Genomic DNA, 18756 nt, shown 5'->3' on the forward strand with positions numbered 1-18756 from the left:
GGGCGGTCGCGGCACACCCACGCCGCGGCCGCCCCTCCGCATTGGTGCGCTTGCCCGGAGCCGGTGTGGGTAGCCTCAGCTCATGAGCGGGCGAATCGCCGCACCGGCCGACCGGGCGGGTGCGGGCACGCACGCCCACCACGAGCGCAGCGAGGAGACGGCATGAGCCTGAGCACGGACGGTTCCGAACTCGTCGACGCCCCGATCGTCGCGGTCACGGTGTTCCCGGACCGGGCCCGGGTGACCCGGCGCGGCACGGTGACCCTGACCCCGGGCGAGCACCGCGTCCCGTACGGACCCCTGCCGCTCGGCCTGCTGCGCGACTCGGTGCGGGTGTCCGGGCACGGCCCGGCGACCGTCGCCGGGGTGAACGTGGTGACCCGCCGCGAGCCGGTGACCTCCGACGCCGCGGTCACCGCGCTGGAGGCGGAGCTGCGCGAGATCGAGGCGGCCATCGCCGTGCTCGACGACGCCGACAAGGTCGCCACCGCACGGGAGCGTTTCCTGGGCCGGCTGGCCATGCGCGGGGCCGGGACGCTGGCCACCGGCGAGCCGACCGCCGCGAGCAGCTTCGCCGACGGCCTCGACGAGCAGCTCACCGCCCTGCACGCGGGGCGCCGTACCCGTGACCGGGAACGGCTGGACCTGCACCGCCGCCGGGACGCGGCCGAGCGCCGCCTGATGGACCTGCGCGGCAGCACCCGCCCCGACCGGCTGGTCGCCGAGGTGCTGCTGGAGGTCGACGGCGACGGCGAGATCGAGCTGGAACTGTCGTACGTGGTGCCGGGCGCGAGCTGGAGCAGCGGCTACGACCTGCGGCTGGCCGGGGAGAACCTGAACCTGACCTGGCACGGCATGATCACCCAGCGCACCGGCGAGGACTGGCCGGAGTGCGCGCTCAAACTGTCCACGGCCCGGCCCGCGGGCGCGCTCGAAGTACCCGAACTGGACCCCTGGTACGTCGACGTGCTGCGCCCGATGCCGGTCGTCTACGCGGCGGCCGCGATGTCGATGTCCGCCCCGCCGCCGCCCGCTCCCGGAGCCGCGATGCCGACGATGATGCCCAAGGCGCGGGCCGCGGTGCGCGACACCACCGCGAGCGTCGAGGAGGGGCCGGTCGCGGCGACGTACACCCCGCTCAAGCCGGTGGCCGTGCCCGCCGACGGCACCACGCACCGCACCCTGATCGCGCGCTTCGACCTGGCCGCCCGCCTGGACCACATCACCGCGCCGGTCCGCGCCGAGGAGGCGACGCTGCGCGCGATCGTGCCCAACACGTCCGGGCACACCCTGCCCGGCGGGGCCGCCGCCCTGTTCCACGAGGGCGACTTCGTCGGCTCGACCCGCCTGGAGCCCTGGGCCCCGCAGGAGGAGCGCGAACTGGCCCTCGGCGTCGACGACCGGGTCCGCGTCGAACGCGAGCTGGTTCGCCGCGCCGCCAGCAAGGCGACCCTCGGCTCCACCCGCCGCACCGACGCCGAATACAGGATCACGGTCGCCAACCACAGCCCCCGCCAGGTCAGCGTGACCGTGCTGGACCAGCTCCCGGTCTCCCGCGACCCTCAGATCACGGTCAAGGAGCTGGGCGCCAGACCGGAGCCCGCCGAGCGCTCCGAACTGGGCGTATACACCTGGAAGCTGACCCTGGCGCCCAACACCACCCAGGAGATCCACTTCGCCCTGCGGGTCGAGTCCGCCAAGGGCGTCGACCTCGCCGGCTGGCGCGACTGACGGCGGCGGGCAGGGCGTCGGCGGCTCAGTGGCAGGCGCCGACGCCCTGGTCCTGGAAGGTGCTGCCGGCCGGGGTGACGAACTTCCAGGTGTAGGAGTCCTGGTAGAGCGAGAGCTTCAGGACGCCGAAGGTGTCGGCGTTGCGGGCGCGCGAGTTGGCGGCGATGCCGTCCTTGCTGAAGCCGTTGAGACCGCCGCCGCCGGTGCCGACCGTGAACTGGCGTACGCCCTTGGCCTTGTCCAGCTCGCCGTCGGGGGTCTGCGGGGCGAAGCGCTCGTAGTGGTGGTTGTGGCCGTTGAGGACGACCTCGACGCCGTGGTCGTACAGGAGCTGGAAGAACGGCTTCACGCGCGGGTCGGAGCCGTGCTTCCAGCCGGACGTGAACAGCGGGTGGTGCCACATCGCCACGGTGCACTTCGCGTCCGAGGACTCCAGGGTCTCGCGCAGCCAGTCGGCCTGCTCCGCGTCGCCCTCGCAGTCGATCACGTCGCAGGACGAGTTGAGCACCACGACCTGCCAGCCGCCCAGCTCGTACGCGTACCAGCCCTTGCCCTTCTCGCCCGCGGCCTCGCCGAAGTAGTCGTAGTACGGGCCGCCGTCGTCGGTGCGCATGTCGTGGTTGCCGATGGCGGGGCGGGTGCGGTCCTTGTGCCGGCCCCAGTGGGGCTCGTAGCACTTCTGGAACTGCTCGGCGGTGCCGGCCACGTACGCGTTGTCGCCGAGGGTGAACACGGTGCCGGGGATGCGGTCCAGGAGTTTGGCCGTGGCCTCGTCGCCGTCGCTCAGGCAGCTGCCGATGTCACCGGCCCCGACCAGCACCGCGGGTTCCGCCGCGGCGGGTGCGGCCTGGGCGGCCGGTGGCAGGACGGCGAGCGTGGCGCACAGGCCGAGTCCGGCGAGCAGCAGGCGGCGGGCACGGGGGGACCGGGGAGTCATGACGCAGATTATGGGTAAATCTGGATAAATCGTCCAACTTGCGGAGTGGTGTGGCGTGTCCGATCACCGATCCGGGTGGTCGCTCCTATGTCCTCTGAGTAATGCTGTGCAGCGTGAGCACCTCTCATGATCTCGACGAACGGTTCCGGAGCGCGCTGGCGGCGTGGCCCGCCAGCACCCCGCCGAACGGCGATCCGCATGCGACGGTGCGCCCGGACAGCGGCCTCACCGGTGTCCTGGCCAGGGACCTCTTCGACGCGCAGATCACCAGCAGGCACCTGGACCTGGCCGCGCGGCGGCTGCGCGCCGACGGCGCCGGGTACTACACCATCGGCTCGGCAGGCCACGAGGGCAACGCGGGCGTCGCCGCCGCACTGCGCCCCACCGACCCCGCGCTGCTGCACTACCGCTCCGGCGCGTTCTACGCCGCCCGCGCCGCCCAGCTCGCCGAGGGCAAGGTCGACGCCATCCGCGACGTGCTGCGCGGCGTCGTGGCCAGCGCCGCCGAACCCATCGCGGGCGGGCGGCACAAGGTGTTCGGCAGCACCGACCTCAACGTCATCCCGACCACCTCCACGATCGCCTCCCACCTGCCCCGCGCCGTCGGCCTGGCGTTCGCCGTCGAGCGCTCCCGCCAGGGCCTGGACGCCCGGCAGGGACGGCACGCCGCCGACTCCGGGCAGCCCGCGCTCGTGCCACCCGCGTGGCCGCGTGACGCCGTCGTGCTCTGCTCCTTCGGCGACGCCTCGGTCAACCACGCCAGCGCCGTCGCCGCCTTCAACACCGCCGGCTGGTCCGACTTCACCGGGCTGCGGCTGCCGCTGCTGTTCGTGTGCGAGGACAACGGCCTGGGCATCAGCGTGCGCTCGCCCGCGGGCTGGGTCGGCGAGACCCTGCGCTCGCGCCCCGGCGTGCGCTACTTCCACGCCGACGGCTGCGACCTGGCCGACACGTACGCCGTGGCCCGCTCCGCCGTCTCCTGGGTGCGCCGCCACCGCCGCCCCGCCGTGCTGCACCTGCGCACCGTACGGCTGATGGGCCATGCCGGGGCCGACGCCGAGCTGGCCTACCGCACCCCCGCCGAGATCGAGCACGACCTGACCCTGGACCCGCTGCTGCGCACCGCGCGGCTGCTCGTCGACGCGGGCCAGGCCAGCCCCATGGAACTGCTCAGCCGGTACGACGAGATCGGCTGGCGGGTCCAGCAGACCGCCGCCGCCGTACGCGACGAGCCGAAGCTCGCCTCCGCCGCCGAGGTCGTCGCCCCGCTCGCCCCGCGCCGCCCGCTGCGTGTCGCCCGGACCATCGCGCGGGCCGGGGAACGGGCCGCCGGGGCCGCCCTGGCCGAACGCCACCGGATCTTCGGCGGCAAGCTGCCCGAGACGACCGGCCCGCAGACGCTCGCCCAGGCCGTCAACGCCACCCTGTCCGACCTCATGATCAGCCACCCGCAGGCGCTGGTCTTCGGCGAGGACGTGGCCCGCAAGGGCGGCGTCTACGGCGTCACCAAGGGCCTGCGGGACCGCTTCGGCCCCGCCCGCGTCTTCGACACCCTGCTCGACGAGACGTCCATCCTCGGCCTCGGGCTCGGCGCGGGCCTCGGCGGGCTGCTGCCGATCCCCGAGATCCAGTACCTGGCCTACCTGCACAACGCCGAGGACCAGCTGCGGGGCGAGGCCGCCAGCATGCGCTTCTTCTCCCAGGGCGCCTACCGCAACCCCATGGTCGTACGCATCGCCGGTCTCGCGTACCAGAAGGGCTTCGGCGGCCACTTCCACAACGACCACTCGGTCGCCGTCCTGCGCGACATCCCCGGCCTGGTCGTCGCGGTGCCCTCGCGCGCCGACGACGCCGCCGCGATGCTGCGCACCTGCGTCGCCGCCGCCGAGGTCGACGGCACCGTCAGCGTCTTCCTGGAGCCGATCGCCCTCTACCACACCCGTGACCTGCACACCGACGGCGACGGCGGCTGGCTGAGCCCGTACACGCCCCCCGACCGCTGGGCCGACACCCACGTGCCCGTCGGCCGCGCCCGCAGCCACGCCTACGGCGCCGGAGACCGCCTCACCGTGCTCACCTTCGGCAACGGCGTACGCATGTCCCTGCGCGTCGCCGCCCGCCTGGCCGAGGAGGGCCACGGCTGCCGTGTCGTCGACCTGCGCTGGCTCGCCCCGCTGCCGCTCGCCGACATCGTGCGCGAGGCCGGGGCCACCGGCCGCGTCCTGGTCGTCGACGAGACCCGCCGCTCCGGCGGCGTCGGCGAGGGGGTGCTCGCCGCGCTCGTCGACGCCGGATACGTGGGCCTGGCCCGCCGCGTCGCCGCCGTGGACACCTTCCTGCCCCTGGGCCCCGCCGCCGACCACGTCCTGGTCGGCGAGGACGCCATCGAACGCGCCGCCCGCGCCCTGCTCGCCGCCTGACGCCCCGCCGCGCCGCGCGTCACGCGCGGTGCGGCCAAGATCACTCGACTCGCCTGGCAGGTGGGCGAAAAGCCGTCCAAGATACGCACAGGCGCCCGGCAAGTCCGATGACCTTGGGCGGAACGGGGCGGCGCGGGGCGCTCGGGTAGGGGGCCGGGCCGCGATTTTGGCGACCCGCCGAGGCCGCCACTTGCGCTGGGCGCTAGAACTGTGTGGACTACCCGCAGTCGGCTGTGACGCCGACGACAATAATCGAGAGGCACCGCGGGCCAACCGCGGGTGTTCCCGAAAACGAAGAGGAGGCACAAGACAGTGAGCGCGACCGCTGGTCAGGCCGCCGAGGGCGTACGCAGCCTGGCGGACCGGTTCGGCATCGAGCCGGACATGGTGGTCATGGAGATGGGCTACGACGACGACGTCGACGCCGAACTCCGTGACGCCCTGGCCGACGCATGCGGATCAGATCTGGTGGACGAGGACACCGACGAGGTGGTCGACGCGGTCCTGGTGTGGTACCGCGAAGACGACGGTGACCTGTTCGAACTGCTTACCGACGCCATCTCCCCGCTCGCCGAGAGCGGCGTGGTGTGGCTGCTGACCCCGAAGTCGGGTCGGCCAGGGCACGTCGAGCCCAGTGAAATCGCCGAGGTGGCACCCACCGCGGGACTCTCCCAGACTTCCACCCTCAGCGCCGGCAAGGACTGGAGCGCGGCGCGGCTGGTGGCACCGAAGGCGGCCCGCGCGTCCAAGCGCTGACCTCCGCCGCGGTTCTCGAGCGGCCTGCCCCGAGCGGCAGGCCGCCAGGTAGCTTTGCGACCATGGAAGGTGAATCTTCACCGACTGTGGAGGCAGAACACCATGCCTATCGAGGCCGGCGCGCAGGCGCCCGATTTCGTCCTGAAGGACCAGAACAATCAGGAAGTACGCCTGTCGGACTTCCGTGGCACGAAGAACGTGCTGCTGGTCTTCTACCCGCTCGCCTTCACCGGCACCTGCCAGGGCGAGCTGTGCGAGATCCGCGACAACCTCAACGACTTCGTCAACGAGGACACCCAGGTGCTGTCGATCAGCGTCGACTCGGTGTTCGCGCACAAGGTGTGGGCCACCGAGCAGGGCTACGAGTTCCCGCTGCTGGCCGACTTCTGGCCGCACGGCGGGGTGGCCCAGGAGTACGGCGTCTTCAACGACGAGCGGGGCTTCGCCAACCGGGGCACGTTCGTCATCGACAAGGCGGGCGTCGTCCGATACGCGGAGATGAACCTGCCCGGTGAGGCCCGCGACCAGGACGCCTGGCGCAAGGCGCTCGAAGCGCTCTGAGCCGGTTCGTTGATCACGTCCTGGTCCGGGCGGGCCGGGACGTGATCATGGCGTGGCGCGTAACTCCCGCGAAGGCGGGGTCGCCCGTCAGGTACGATTCTCCGGTTCGTGTCGGCGCAAGCCGAGCGGGCGTGTAGCTCAGCGGGAGAGCATCCGCCTTACAAGCGGAGGGTCGCAGGTTCGAACCCTGCCACGCCCACAGTCCAGGAGCAGATATTTTACCTGCTCCTGCTGTTTTCTCGTGGTCCTCAGTGCGGTCAAGCTTTCGCCGCAGTTGACCGCCGCAGATCCTGAGTTGCCGCCGCTAGTTGCACGGACGTTGCACGCAAGATCGACATAGACCTGATCGGCGTGGAGGAACCCGCGGTTTAGGAAGGGCATGTCCTCGGCGACTCGGTATGGCGTCGACCTGCGTGGACATGCTCCGCCGAACTGTGGCCAACCAAGATCATTCCGTAAATGTTCCGCAGAATTCTCGCTGCCGGTTCAGCGACCCGCGTACCTGGTGGCCAGGTGTTACCACTCGAAGATCTTCCATTCCCGTCGCGGAATCCAGCTTTCGCTGGTATCCCAGCAGCGGTCAGCCCATGCCGCCGCAACCAGCACAGGTCGGCTCAGCACAACGTCGCCAGCTCGTTGAGCCCGCAGCACCAACCCGAGCTGTGGCGAGCACGGATCGGCGCACTGCGAGTATCGCAACTCCATACCCTGCGTCATGAGGTAGGCCGTGAACTCATCCTCCAGGCGTGAGGGCGTCTGCCCCACCAGGCGTATCCCTTCATGGATTACCTGTGGGCCACGAAGTGCGTTAACCGCAATGGCCGCCAGCCCGGTCGACTTGTCGTAGTAGGCGGTAACCGCTGGCCCAGGGGAGTCCCTGTCGGTGAAATCCGTCCAATCTTCGCGCTCCGCGGCGCTTTGCCAACTGGCGACGCTGAAGAGGCCATGCATCGCCGCCTCGGCCTGGTTGTGCGTCATGCCGAACTCCAACGGGCCGACACGTTCGAAAGGCGTAAACGACCAAGTAGGTCGTTGCGCTTCCGTCAGGATGGCCCAAACCTCCGTCGCCATACTTCCCTCCGATGGAAGTGCCATACCTCGCCAGGCTGCGGAGGCATGGTAACGGCCGGAGCGGGCTGCCCCTGCTGCTGTCGGCGGCTGAGAGCCACGATGAACTGGTGAGGCCCGGCGGCAGCGTGACCCTAAAAACGCAGCAAGCCGCGTTAGGTTGTCGCTGTGGAACGCGACATGACAAATGTGACGGTCGGCGGCCTGCTGAAGGCGTCCGGGGTCGTGGAGGTCGGCTCGCCACTTGATGTCGCCGCAGTCAGACAAGATCTACCGGCAGCCCGCTTGATCCAATTCAGCGATCCTCTGACGGATGACGAGTTCAGGACGCTGGGAGAGCTGACGCGGAGCTCTCCCGAGGTCGAACTGCGGGCTTACAGCGTCTACGAGCCGGTGACCCTCGACTTCCTCCGCCACTTCCCCCATCTGCGCCGCCTGAGCTTGGACCAACACTGCCTCACCGACGTCTCGGCGTTGAACGAACTGCTGCCTGATCTCCAATCACTCGAACTCGGCGAGACGTACCGGGCGCTCGATCTGCGCCCGCTCCGGCTGCGTGGGCTGCGCCGGCTGGGAGTGACAGGACATCGAAGCGGACTCGCCGACCTGGTCGACGGCAATCCGGGTCTTCGGTCGTTGTCGCTGCGAGGACTCCCAGTGGATCAACTACTGGGCGACGTGGAGCTGCCGAAGCTTGAAGAGCTGAACCTGAGACTCGGCTCGATCAATGAGCTGAGCTGGGTGTGCCGATTCCAGAGCCTCAGACAACTCATGCTCTGGAGGGTACGCGGGGTTGCCGAACTTAGTGCGCTCGCGCGGCTGCCAGAACTCAGATGGCTCTGGCTGGACACCCTCAAAGCAGTGGAACGACTGCCGGACCTCTCGGCCTCAAGAAACCTGGTCCGAGTCGATCTCGAAAATCTGTCCAGCATGCGCACGGAGGATGCGCTGGCGGGCCTTGCTCGGGCAGAAGGACTGGAAGAGCTTGGCCTATACCAAGGCCGTATACCGGTGACGGCGCTCAACGCGCTGGTGGGGCATCCGCGCCTGAAGCGCATCGTGCTCGGGCTTGGCAGTGAGCGCCGTAATCGGGAGGCTTCGACTGTCATAGACCTGCCGAGCCCGATGTCGGTCTACGCGTATGCGCAGCGGAACGCCGTCTACTGAAGCCGCTGCTACGGTTCGGCGGCGATCTGTAAATCCGTCGCGAAAGCTTCAGAGGTTCGAATCCTCTACCCGCCACCACCAGCACAAACGCGGCTCTGACCATAAGACCGGTCGGGGCCGCGTTTCGTTTGGGGGCCAGGTGTGTCCGGCTGAGTCCGGCCGTCTACGGCGGGTGCTGGGGAACATAGGGGGGAACACGCTAGCCGCGCGTGTCCCTGGTTTTAAAGATCAGGTGGCACCTAGTTCCCCGTCTGCCGTCGGCCCGCACCCGGAGATCATGAAGGCTTCGCCCGGGTCGAACGGCGCTTACGCCGTCTTGACGGCAGTTTGTGCCCACGCGATGCAGGCAGGTGCGGCCGCTGTCACGGAAACGGCGGTGATCTGAGGGTTCTGCCAGGGATGGTGTGCGGCGAGGTACCTCTCGACCTCCGGGTACCGGTCCTCCGTCGTGATGAACACGGCCTGCCATTCCTGGCCGGTGCCATACTCCCCGAGATGCCAGAACACCGATGTCACCGGTCCGACGACCTGTGCGGATGCGGCCAGTCTGGCCTGCACCACCGCGCCTGCGAGGGCGACCGCGTCGTCGTGGTGTTCCGTTGCCGTGGTCACCTGAATCAGCCCAGTCATGCCGACAGCTTCTCATCGGAGCTGTGCCCAGCTGATGCCCCAAGTCCGGTGCAGAACAGGTCGCGGCTTTGGGACCGTTCCACGACGCGGTGACGGAGTCGTGAAGCCGGCGCGCCGCGCTGTCAGCTATCACGGCCGGACAGGTCCGGCCGCCTGGGGCGGTTCACCGGGCCTGAGCAGTGCTTGCCCGGACGGGGTGACGGCATCCGTGCCGAAGACCGACCGGAGGCGGTGCAGTTCGGCTTCGGTGCCGATGGCGGCACGGTGTTCGGGCGCTCGATGTAGTTGCGGACGGCTGATGCGAGCCAGGCGTAGTTCACGCCGAAGCCCTGGACGACGGTCTCCGTTCGGGGACGGCAATTCGGTGGCCCGAGCACGGTGAGGCGTACACCCTTTCGTGTCGGCGCAGCCGAGCGGGCCACAGTGATCCACTGTGGGGTTGGCGCCCCGGTCGAAGAGGATCCGCTTAACGGTCGCCGAACGTAGATCCCGGCCCCGACGGGTCAGCGGCGCGCGGCGGCGATCAGCGCCAAAGCGTCCGGTCCCTCCACCGCGAATCGCCACAGATGATCGAGCGCGCGGCCGTACGCCGCCGACTCATCCTCCGAGCAGACCAGCTCCGACGTGATCGTCTCTACTACGGCCGTGGAGTCGTACAGCTGGAAGCTGTTCTGCGGCGTGATCGGCAGCAGTGCGGAGAACGGCAGGATCCCGAACCGTACGTGCGGCAGGTCGACCGCGCTCGCCAACCGGTCCAGCTGCAGCCGCGTCACATCCGGCGGGCACAGCCGCCAGTGCAGCACCGGCTCCGCGAGCAGGAACGTGAACCGCTTGCTGGTGTCGTACAGGTGCCGTTGCCGCTCCAACCGGGCCGCTACTGCGGCGTCGACGTCGTCGACGGCCAGGCCGTGCAGGTCCACCATTTCGCCGATGATCCTGCGGGCGTACGCGGCAGTCTGTAGCAGGCCCGGCACGTACACCGTCTCGAAGTGGGCGACGGTCGCGGACTGCGCGACCAGGTCGTTGTAGGACCGCTGCACCGGTGCGACACCCGCGCGCATCCGGCGGTGCCAGTCGCGGTGTACGTCGCGTACCTCTGACAGCAGTTCGCTGAGTTCGTCTGCGGCGGCTGGTGCACCGCAGGCTGCCGCCCATGCGCCGAGGTCGGCGAGCGACGGGGCTTGCTTGCCGTGCTCCAGGCGCGACACCTTCGATGCCGCCCAGTTGAGTGCGGCGGCGAGCTCCTTGCCGGACAGCCCGGCTGCCTCGCGCAGCGAACGTAGGCGGTCGGCGAGGCCACCGGGCTGGATCAGCAGGTCTTCAATCGTGGGCATGTGACTCCGGGCTATGCGTCGGCACCAACCGGGGTGGAGGTGCTGTGGTGGACTGCCAGGTCCCGCCACGCTCGCGCCTGCGACACAGTATCGGAGTCGGTGACGATGTCGGACGTCAGGCGGCGCCCGTCGTCGTCGAACGTCATCACGACCAGCCACGTGTCGTCGAACAGCCACCAGTCGCGGTTGCCCGCAGCCGGCAGCAGTCCGACCTCGTGGGCACGTGCGCGCGTCATGTACCTGATGCTCTCCCCGGCCGCAGTGTTCCACGTGCCGATCCACCGCTCCCAGCGCTGGTAGTCGGTCGGTGGTTCCTCATGCACGCGGACGCGCCCGACGGTGCGCCCGGCGGCCGTGTGCGCCCGGATCTGGTCGTACCAGTCGGTCAGTCCTGGCACCTCGGTCGGTGGCTGCGGGTCGCCGGACCGCCAGCGGGCGAAGGTCGCCGCCTCGCTCGGTTCGAGGTACGCCCGCTGCAGCTCCAGCCGGAACGCGCTGGCGCGGAAACGGCCGAATACGGCGGCGAACTCCTCGTCAGTGAGCGACACGGTCACGCCCCGCGCAGGCGGTCGAGCACGTTCGCCGGGACGAACACGGCGTCCTCGCCCTCGGCGAGCTGCCGGAGCTGGGCGCGGTCGTCGTCGGTGAGCTTGACGCCCTGGACGACGTAGCCGCCGTCAACGGCGTAGAGCGCCGGGCAGCCGCCGCCGCCGGAACTTGCGTCTTTCCACAGGAACTGCAACTGCATGACCTGCTCCTCAGGTAGCCATTTGTCCATGTCGATGGTTGCAGCGGATTGCGCGATTTGCAACACCTCCCCTCACGTGGTGCGGGATGGGGTGGCGCTCCCGAACGGACCTGGCGTGCACAAGTCTACTGGCAATTGCTGGCAATTGCTTGACTTGCTGTGCTCGGGTGTGGACACTCAGACAAGCACCGGAGGGAACTGGGTTCACTCTCAGGTCGACCCCTCCGGCTTCCAGTCGGCCCGCAGCGATGTGACCGCACCCGCTCGCTGCGGTGCCCCTCCCAAGGAGGCCACGATGGACGTGTTGTTCACCGCGATCGTCTTTGCTCTGGCTGGCGGATTAACAGGCTGGATGCTGCGGAAGCGTTCGGCGCTCTGGTGCCAGGAGTGCGGCAACCCGCTGCCCCGACGACACCGTGCGGGCGAGGGGTGTCACGCCGACCGTCCGGCGCTGATCGCCGCGTACGCCACCCAGCTCGCTGCGGAACCAGGCACCCGGCCGTGAGCACCTTGACCGCGCTCTTGCCGATCACCGACGCCGCTGCGGCCCGGCTGCAGCGTCAGCTCCACGAGCACGCGGCGTCCGCGGCCGGCCGCTGTCGGGTCTGCGGCCGCCGCCGGTGCCTGCCCTGGCAGGACGCGTACGCCGAGCTTGCCGCAGCGGGCCGGATCACGCCGCTGCGCCTGAACGCGGGGCGAGTGGCGTGACCGAGCAACTGACGTACGAGCTGCCCGACGACCACCCGGACCCGCAGGTCGGTGACGTGCTGCGGGTGCCGCACTACCTGGTCGACCGCGAGCCCGTGCTGGTCGCGGTCCGGACGGTCAATGCGCTGCTGTCGTTGCAGCCGCCGGCGTGGTGGGTCCATGGCATGGACCGTGCGGGCTACGGCGTACGGGTCTACGTCCACCGGCAGCACCCGCAGCGTGCCGCCAAGGTGGCAGCCGTGGGATCCGCACCGCTCGCTAGACGAGGAGCCGGTACTCCCACCCTTCGCGCCAGGCGAACGGGCTGCCGATCTGGTCGTCCAGCCGGACTCCGTTGATCCGTTCGTCCAAGGCCCAGGCCGTGGCGACATGGCCGATGACCAGCACCCGCTGTCCCGACCAGCGCGAGGGCAGGTCGTCGAGGAATCCGCCGACCCGGGCGACGGCCTGCCGCCAGCTCTCCCCGCCCGGATAGGGCTCGTCGAGGTAGACCAGCTTGTCCTGGTGCAGCTGGGCCGCTGGCATACCGTTGAACCGGCCGTAGTCGCACTCGCGCAGCCGCCAGTCGTGCAGGATCGGCACGCCGGTGGTGCCGAAGGCGATGTCGGCGGTCTCCGTCGCGCGGCGGAGGTCGGAGGTGAAGACCGCGGTGATGCCGTCGCCGCGGCGGCGTTCGCCCAGTTCCGCGGCGAGTGCCCGGCCGCGTGCGGAGAGCCTGCCGGGCAGCCAGCCGGTCGCCAGGCCGAGGTCGTTGTCCTCACTCCACGAGTGCGTCTCGAACACGATCTCCGTCACCATGGCCGCGACCCTAGCCGGATATCGCTCGCGGCAGTGCCCCGTGGACGCCGTTCCCGCTGGGGCGCCGGCGTCCACGGGTGGGGACAGCGTCAGCAGAAGTCGGTGCCGCCTTCGTAGCTGGACTTCAGGTAGGCGCCGTCACCGGCGATCATCGCGAAGACCTTCTTGTTCTGGTCGAGGTCGAACAGGATGCCCCGCCCGTTGGCGGTGGTGACCAGGTACGCCGCGCCGCCGCTGAGTTCCTTGCCGAGGTTGCCGTAGATCGACGACACGGCGGCCAGGGTCATGCCGAGCCGGGCCCCGGACGGCGTGGGGATCGTCTTGGACCGGTTGACCGCGATGTACAGCTCTCCGTCGGGGCGGAACTGCAGCTGGATGTCCTTCCAGACGCCGGTGCCGGTGGCGGTGGTGTTCACCGGGCAGGTCTCCGCGCCGGTGGCGACCTTGTCGAGCAGGCCGCCGGCCTTGAGCGCCTCCAGGTTCGCGCCGATCAGGTACGGGCCCGCGCCGTCGACCGTGAAGTTGATCGCGGGGGAGGGCGACGGCGACGCCGCCGGGCTCACCGCCGCGCTGGGAGAGGCCTCGGCGGACACGCTGGGCTGCGCGCTCGGCGAGGGGGTGGTCGGGGCGGGATCGTCGTCGCCGCAACCGGCGAGGACGGTGAGGGCGAGCAGGGCAAGGCAGGCACGACGCAGCATGTGCTGAGTGGAGCCGATCAGCGTTTGTTGCGCTATCAGCAAACCGACTCACGTTGCGCACCTCACGGCCGACGGCCGTGCCGGACCGGTCAGCGGGCGTACGCGGACAGGAAGTGGTCGCGGAAGGTGTCCATGCGCCAGACGGGGGCGGTGGGGCCGGGTTTGAGGCCGTCCTGCCAGGACCAGGAGGTGATCCGGGCGAGGATGGCGGGGTCGCGGGCGACGATCGTGATCGGCGCGTCGCGGCTGGCGCGCTGGCCGGAGACCGACGGGGAGGGCTGGTGGTCGCCGAGGAACACCAGCACGAGGTCGTCGCCGCCGTAGGTCTCCACGTAGGAGACGAGCGTGTCGACGGAGTACGTGATGGCGTTGCGGTAGGCGTGGCGTACCCGGTCGCGGTCGCGTTTCTCGACGATCTCGGCGGGGTCGTCGGATCCGGCGGCGGTGTCGTACACGGAGCCGTCGCCGACCGCGTCCCAGGGCAGCGTCTTCGGCACCGGCTCCCAGGGGGAGTGGCTGGAGATGAGTGGGATGACCGCCATCACGGGCAGGTGGCCGGGGGCGCGTTCGCGCTGCTGGAAGGTGTGCAGGGTGTACTGGTCGGGCATGGTCGCGAAGCTGTAGCGCGGGCCTTTGTAGCCGAGGTCGGGGGCGGTGTAGAGCTGGTCGTAGCCGTAGACGGCGCCTTCGGGCCACGCGGTGGTGGTGGCGGGCATGACGGCGACGGTGCGCCACCCGGCGCGGCCGAACGCGGCGGGCAGGGTGAACCGGTCGCTGGCCATCATGGTGGTGTAGCGCTGCTGGTTGTCGATCCATACGCCGGACAGGAGGGTGGACTGGGCCAGCCAGCTGCCGCCGCCGGTGGTCGGTGAGGTGAGCCAGGCGCTGCGGGCGGTGTACCCGGCGGCGCGCAGCCGGTCGTTGCCCGCGTCGAGGGCGGGGCCGACCTGCGCGGACAGTTCGGGGTCGTCGATCGCGACGCGGCCGTAGCTCTCCACGAACGCGACGACGACGTCCTTGCCGCGCAGTGCGGTGAGCAGGTCTCCGGCGGGCGTGGCCCGGTAGGCGTCGGTGGACAGCAGCGCGCCGAACACCTGCTCGTCCTGCGCGCCCGTACGCACCTGGATCACCTGGTCGTAGGAGTCGCGGGCGGCGACCGGAACGCCGGGCACGAGCTGGACCCCGGCCAGGGCGCAGGCGGCCCACGCGGCGGTGAGCGTGGCGACGGTGCGGGTGGTGGCGGTGCGGTGGCGCAGGGCGAGGCGGGTGGCGTGCCGGTAGGCGGCGACGACGAGCAGCAGCAGGCCCAGGGCGAGCAGCAGCGCGCCCGCGACGGCGGCCCACATGGCGGCGGGGCCGCTGGACTGGCGCAGGTAGTCGGCTCCGGCGACGAGGAACGGCCAGTCGAGCACGGGGTGGAACGGGCGGTCGAGCACCGCCGAGAAGCCCAGGCTGATGATCTTCAGGATGGTCAGCACGCCGAGCAGGACCCCGGCCACCGGGACGGCGACGCGCCGGAACCGGGTCGGCAGCAGCACGGCCAGCGCGACGGCGGCCAGGCCGTCGATCGGGATGCGCAGCAACGCCGCCGGGGTCAGCCGCCCCAGCTCGTTCGGCACGACGAGCAGCGCCAGCAGGAGCACCACCGCCGCCCCGAGCAGCACCTTTCGTATCCTGCGCGGAGGCGCGGGCGCCGGGACGTCGGTTGCCTCGCTGACCCGTGGTGCGTCGAGCATCAGCGGGCCGGGCGGAGCTGGAGGGTGTGCGCGGCGTGGCGGGCCTTGGTGGCCAGGTAGCCGGCATTGGCTGGGGACAGGTGCACGGCGGTGGGCACGCGTTCGGTCACCGCGACCCCCAGGCGGGTGAGCTGTTCGGCCTTGTCGGGGTTGTTGGACAGCAGCGCGACGCGGGACACGTCGAGGGCGTGCAGCATCTGCGCGGCGACCGTGTAGTCGCGGGCGTCCTCGTCGTGGCCGAGGGCGACGTTGGCCTCGTAGGTGTCCAGGCCGGTGTCCTGTAGCGCATAGGCCTCCATCTTGGCGTACAGGCCGATGCCGCGTCCCTCCTGCCGCAGGTACAGCAGGAATCCTCCGGCGATCGTGATGCGCTCGGCGGCTTCGCGCAGCTGCGGGCCGCAGTCGCAGCGCTGGCTGCCGAACACGTCGCCGGTCAGGCACTCGCTGTGCGGGCGCACCAGCGGCACGGGCAGGTCGTCGGCGTCGCGGCGCAGGGTCGTGGCGTGGTCGCCGAGGCCGATGGCCAGGTGCTCGCGGCCGTCGACGAGCCCGGTGAACGTGACGACCCGCGCTGTGGTGCTGTAGCCGTCGGGGAACCGCAGCGGGACCTGGACCTGCGTACGCACTGTCGCCGGGGGCAGCATGGCGGTCACCGGCCTTCGGAGTCGGCGCTGTCGAACCGGGGCGACAGCGCGTAGCGCAGCAGCACGACGTCGCCGATCTGCTGGACGTCGGCGAGTTTCGCGCGCCGTCCGGGGTTGAAGGGGAAGTCGCCGTCGTTGACGAAGCGGCTGGCGCGGGAGTCGCCGACGAAGAACGGCGCGACGACCAGGTGCAGCTCGTCGGCGAGGTCGGCGGTCAGGAACTGGGTGTGGATGGTGCCGCCGCCCTCGACCATCAGGCGGCATACGCCGCGCTCGTACAGGTCCTCGGTGACGTGGCGCAGGTCGACGGGCAGGCCGCCGTCGACGACGGTCGCGACGCCGTCGAGCAGGGTGCGGGCGTGCGCGACGCGCGGGGTGGCGCAGTAGACGATCTTCTCGGCGTCGCCGGCGGTGAAGAACGCGGCCGTGGGGTCGAGTTTGGCCTTCTCGGTGACGGTCACCTTGATCGGGCACTCGGGCAGGCCCTGGGCCGTGCGGGCGTCGCGGCGGGCCTGCGTGCGGACCATCAGGCGCGGGTTGTCGCGGCGCACCGTACGCGCGCCGACCAGGATCGCGTCGCAGGATGCGCGGACCGCGTCGACCCGGTCGAAGTCGGCGGCGTTGGACAGCAGCAGCCGCTCGTCGGTCGCGCCGTCGAGGTAGCCGTCGATCGACATGCTGCAGCTGAGCAGGACGTACGGGCGCTCACGCATGCTTGCTCCTGGTCCGTGCCAGCAGGACGGCGGCGCCGGGCAGCGCGGCGACCAAGCCCAGCACGCCGTACGTGACGGCCGCCGCGACGCCCTGCGTGGAGGTCATGCCGGCGGCGGCGAACGCCCAGGCGGCGACGCCCTCGCGGGGTCCCCAGCCGGCGATGTTCAGCGGCAGCGCCATGGCCAGCAGGGCCAGCTGCGTCAGCGGCACCAGCAGGGTCACCGGCGCGTCCGAGCCCGCGGTGCGGGCCGCGATGACGAACATGATCAGCTGTCCGGCCACGACGACCGCCGAGGCGAATCCGATGCCGACCCAGCGCCGCCGGGTGAGCAGCACCTCACGCACATCGGCGTACGCGGTGCGCAGCGCGGCCGCCCAGCGGGCCGACCGGCCACGGGCCAGGGCCCGGACGCCGAGCGCGACGGCCAGCGCGGTCGCCGCGACGACGGCGACGACCAGCGGCATGCGGTCGCGGACCGGGGACGGGAGCACCAGCAGCATCAGCAGCGAGGCGGCGATCTGCACGGTCAGCCCGATGGTGCGCTCCAGCACGACGGCCCGCACGGCCAGGCGCACGTCGCTGATGTCGAGGCCGTGGCGCACCGCGCGGTGCACGTCGCCGACGACCCCGCCGGGCAGCGTCGTGTTGAGGAACAGCGAGCGGTAGTACGCCTTGACGGCCTGGAGCAGCGGCAGGCGCACGCCGAGGCCCTCGGCGACGAGGCTCCACCGCCAGGCGCAGCACACGGTGCTCAGCGCGCCGAGGCCGAGCGCGGCCAGCAGCGCGGGCCGGTCGACCAGGCGGACGCCGTCGAGGAACGGCCCTGTGCCGACCTGCCACACCAGCAGCGCGAGGATGAGCACTCCGGCGGCGGCGCGCGCCCAGGCCCCGAGGCGTCCCGCGGCACGGCCCGAAGGCCGCGGGCGGACCCCTGTCACGGCACGGTGCAACGCGACCTCCTGTCCAGAAACTTCTTCCTTTCTAGAGGCATCGTCCCCGCGTGTCTGTGGATTTATACACACAGCGCCGTCATCGGGCCAGCGGGGAGAGCGCCGCGCCGACCTGATCGGCGGTGTGGGCCCAGCCGGTGAGCCCGCCGCGCCGCGCCTGGGCCGCCTGCCGGAGCCGTTCGCGCAGCCCGGGGTCGGTGAGCCAGCGGCGCAGCGCGTCGGCGAGCGCCGCGCTGTCGGGCGGGACGAGCAGGCCCGGCACGGTGCCGTCCGGGGCCGCGCCGAGCGCCTCCGGCAGGCCCTGCACGTCGGTGGCCAGCACGGGGATGCCCCGAGCCAGCGCTTCGGTGACGACCATGCCATAGCTCTCCCCGTGCGAGGGCAGCACGAGCAGGTCCGCCGCGTCGTATGCCGCGTCCAGCCCGCCTCCCGTGCGCACGCCCGCGAAGGTGATCCGGTCGGCGACCGGGTGGGCCCGCAGGCGTGCCGCGTACGCCGGGTCGCGCTCCGGCGAGCCGACGAGCACGCAGCTCCAGGGTAACCCGGTGAGCGTGTCCAGGGCGTCGAGAAGCAGGTCGTGGCCCTTGTGTGGGGCGAGCGCGGCCACGCAGAGCAGCCGCGTCCCGGCCGCTGTGGCGGGGGCCGGGGGAGCGGGGTCGACGCCGGGCGGGGCCGCGTGGACGTGGGCGGGCGGCAGGGCGTACGCCTCGATGGCCCGCCGGCGGCACCAGTGGCTGGTGGTGACGACGGCGGCCGCGCCCCGCAGCACCCGGGCCTCACCGGGCCGCAGGTCCGGGTCGGCGTCACCGAACAGCATGTGCGCGAGCACGACGGGCCGCAGCCGGGGCGTGCACGCGGCGAGCACGTCCGGCGCGGCGACGGCCACGAGCCCGTCGAGCAGCACGACCGCGCCGTCGGGCAGCGTCGCCAGCACCCCGGCGAGCCGGTCCAGGTCGGTCGCCGTGGGATACGGCCACGCGCCGGGCACCGGGTGTTCGTGCACGGTCCAGCCGGACGCGGCCAGGCCGTCGCAGACCCGCCGGTCGTAGACGTTGCCGCCGCTCGGCGCGGCCGGATCGTCCACGCCGCCCGGCAGGACGACGTGGACGGCGTTCACCGGCCGCCCCATGCGGATCTTGTGCGCTCGGGGCTGCG

At 71.2% G+C, this 18756-nt stretch carries 20 protein-coding genes and 1 tRNA gene; 8 read left to right on the top strand and 13 right to left on the bottom strand.

Annotated elements, in window-relative coordinates; genetic code table 11:
• The first annotated feature begins 162 nt into the window (after positions 1-162).
• Entirely contained in the window at positions 163-1731 is a 1569-nt protein-coding gene (locus tag HAV40_RS16355) for a DUF4139 domain-containing protein (protein WP_166382098.1), read from the top strand.
• Positions 1732-1756: 25 nt separating this feature from the next.
• On the opposite strand, the gene HAV40_RS16360 is transcribed toward HAV40_RS16355, so the two are convergent.
• Positions 1757-2668, bottom strand: a complete 912-nt coding sequence (locus tag HAV40_RS16360) for a metallophosphoesterase family protein (protein ID WP_166382100.1) — start codon at positions 2666-2668, stop codon at positions 1757-1759.
• Positions 2669-2769: 101 nt separating this feature from the next.
• Between HAV40_RS16360 and HAV40_RS16365 the strand changes: the two genes are divergently transcribed.
• The 4 genes from HAV40_RS16365 to HAV40_RS16380 all read left to right on the top strand — a co-directional run bounded on the left by HAV40_RS16365 (position 2770) and on the right by HAV40_RS16380 (position 6604).
• Positions 2770-5088 carry a thiamine pyrophosphate-dependent enzyme gene (locus HAV40_RS16365; protein ID WP_166382102.1) on the top strand — a complete coding sequence of 773 codons (2319 nt, stop codon included), beginning with the start codon at positions 2770-2772 and terminating at the stop codon, positions 5086-5088.
• Positions 5089-5400: 312 nt separating this feature from the next.
• Positions 5401-5844, top strand: coding sequence for a DUF3052 domain-containing protein (locus HAV40_RS16370; protein ID WP_166382104.1), 444 nt, complete (start codon positions 5401-5403; stop codon positions 5842-5844).
• A 102-nt stretch (positions 5845-5946) separates the two neighbouring features.
• The gene (locus HAV40_RS16375; RefSeq protein ID WP_166382106.1) at positions 5947-6405 is read left to right on the top strand and encodes a peroxiredoxin; all 459 of its coding nucleotides are present in this window, start codon (positions 5947-5949) and stop codon (positions 6403-6405) included.
• A 127-nt stretch (positions 6406-6532) separates the two neighbouring features.
• Positions 6533-6604 (top strand) — tRNA-Val (locus tag HAV40_RS16380).
• A gap of 317 nt (positions 6605-6921) precedes the next feature.
• Here the strand turns inward: HAV40_RS16380 and HAV40_RS38005 are convergent.
• Entirely contained in the window at positions 6922-7383 is a 462-nt protein-coding gene (locus tag HAV40_RS38005; protein WP_203671095.1) for a hypothetical protein, read from the bottom strand.
• A gap of 258 nt (positions 7384-7641) precedes the next feature.
• On the opposite strand from HAV40_RS38005, the gene HAV40_RS16390 reads away from it, so the two are divergent.
• Positions 7642-8640: a leucine-rich repeat domain-containing protein gene (locus HAV40_RS16390; RefSeq protein WP_166382108.1), complete on the top strand. Its 999-nt coding sequence runs from the start codon at positions 7642-7644 to the stop codon at positions 8638-8640.
• Positions 8641-8946: 306 nt separating this feature from the next.
• Here HAV40_RS16390 and cutA read toward each other — a convergent pair whose 3' ends face one another.
• The 4 genes from cutA to HAV40_RS16410 all read right to left on the bottom strand — a co-directional run bounded on the left by cutA (position 8947) and on the right by HAV40_RS16410 (position 11352).
• The gene (gene cutA / locus HAV40_RS16395; RefSeq protein ID WP_239085874.1) at positions 8947-9252 is read right to left on the bottom strand and encodes a divalent-cation tolerance protein CutA; all 306 of its coding nucleotides are present in this window, start codon (positions 9250-9252) and stop codon (positions 8947-8949) included.
• A gap of 521 nt (positions 9253-9773) precedes the next feature.
• Complete coding sequence (locus HAV40_RS16400; RefSeq protein WP_166382110.1) at positions 9774-10604, bottom strand: helix-turn-helix domain-containing protein; 831 nt, start codon at positions 10602-10604, stop codon at positions 9774-9776.
• Positions 10605-10615: 11 nt separating this feature from the next.
• Entirely contained in the window at positions 10616-11152 is a 537-nt protein-coding gene (locus tag HAV40_RS16405) for a DUF6879 family protein (RefSeq protein WP_166382112.1), read from the bottom strand.
• 2 nt (positions 11153-11154) lie between these two features.
• Positions 11155-11352 carry a lipid A biosynthesis lauroyl acyltransferase gene (locus HAV40_RS16410; RefSeq protein WP_166382114.1) on the bottom strand — a complete coding sequence of 66 codons (198 nt, stop codon included), beginning with the start codon at positions 11350-11352 and terminating at the stop codon, positions 11155-11157.
• Between the two features lie 295 nt (positions 11353-11647).
• Between HAV40_RS16410 and HAV40_RS16415 the strand changes: the two genes are divergently transcribed.
• On the top strand, positions 11648-11857 hold the full coding sequence (locus tag HAV40_RS16415; protein ID WP_166382116.1) for a hypothetical protein: 210 nt from the start codon (positions 11648-11650) through the stop codon (positions 11855-11857).
• Positions 11854-12060, top strand: coding sequence for a hypothetical protein (locus tag HAV40_RS16420; protein ID WP_239085873.1), 207 nt, complete (start codon positions 11854-11856; stop codon positions 12058-12060). Before HAV40_RS16415 ends, HAV40_RS16420 begins: the two co-directional genes overlap by 4 nt.
• A 258-nt stretch (positions 12061-12318) precedes the next feature.
• On the opposite strand, the gene HAV40_RS16425 is transcribed toward HAV40_RS16420, so the two are convergent.
• The 7 genes from HAV40_RS16425 to HAV40_RS16455 all read right to left on the bottom strand — a co-directional run bounded on the left by HAV40_RS16425 (position 12319) and on the right by HAV40_RS16455 (position 18718).
• Positions 12319-12858, bottom strand: coding sequence for a histidine phosphatase family protein (locus HAV40_RS16425; RefSeq protein WP_166382118.1), 540 nt, complete (start codon positions 12856-12858; stop codon positions 12319-12321).
• 89 nt (positions 12859-12947) lie between these two features.
• Entirely contained in the window at positions 12948-13556 is a 609-nt protein-coding gene (locus HAV40_RS16430) for a hypothetical protein (RefSeq protein ID WP_166382120.1), read from the bottom strand.
• A gap of 89 nt (positions 13557-13645) precedes the next feature.
• Positions 13646-15220: a sulfatase-like hydrolase/transferase gene (locus HAV40_RS16435; RefSeq protein ID WP_239085872.1), complete on the bottom strand. Its 1575-nt coding sequence runs from the start codon at positions 15218-15220 to the stop codon at positions 13646-13648.
• Between the two features lie 71 nt (positions 15221-15291).
• On the bottom strand, positions 15292-15936 hold the full coding sequence (locus HAV40_RS16440; protein WP_409364929.1) for a GTP cyclohydrolase II: 645 nt from the start codon (positions 15934-15936) through the stop codon (positions 15292-15294).
• 5 nt (positions 15937-15941) lie between these two features.
• Positions 15942-16649, bottom strand: coding sequence for a RibD family protein (locus HAV40_RS16445; RefSeq protein WP_166382126.1), 708 nt, complete (start codon positions 16647-16649; stop codon positions 15942-15944).
• A complete protein-coding gene (locus HAV40_RS16450; RefSeq protein ID WP_239085868.1) occupies positions 16642-17601 on the bottom strand; it encodes a lysylphosphatidylglycerol synthase transmembrane domain-containing protein in 960 nt (319 codons plus the stop codon). Before HAV40_RS16450 ends, HAV40_RS16445 begins: the two co-directional genes overlap by 8 nt.
• Before the next feature lie 79 nt (positions 17602-17680).
• Entirely contained in the window at positions 17681-18718 is a 1038-nt protein-coding gene (locus HAV40_RS16455) for a glycosyltransferase family 4 protein (protein WP_239085862.1), read from the bottom strand.
• Between the last annotated feature and the right edge of the window lie 38 nt (positions 18719-18756).

The organism is Catellatospora methionotrophica (assembly GCF_011297335.1).
In the GTDB taxonomy this organism is placed as follows: Bacteria; Actinomycetota; Actinomycetes; order Mycobacteriales; family Micromonosporaceae; genus Catellatospora; species Catellatospora methionotrophica.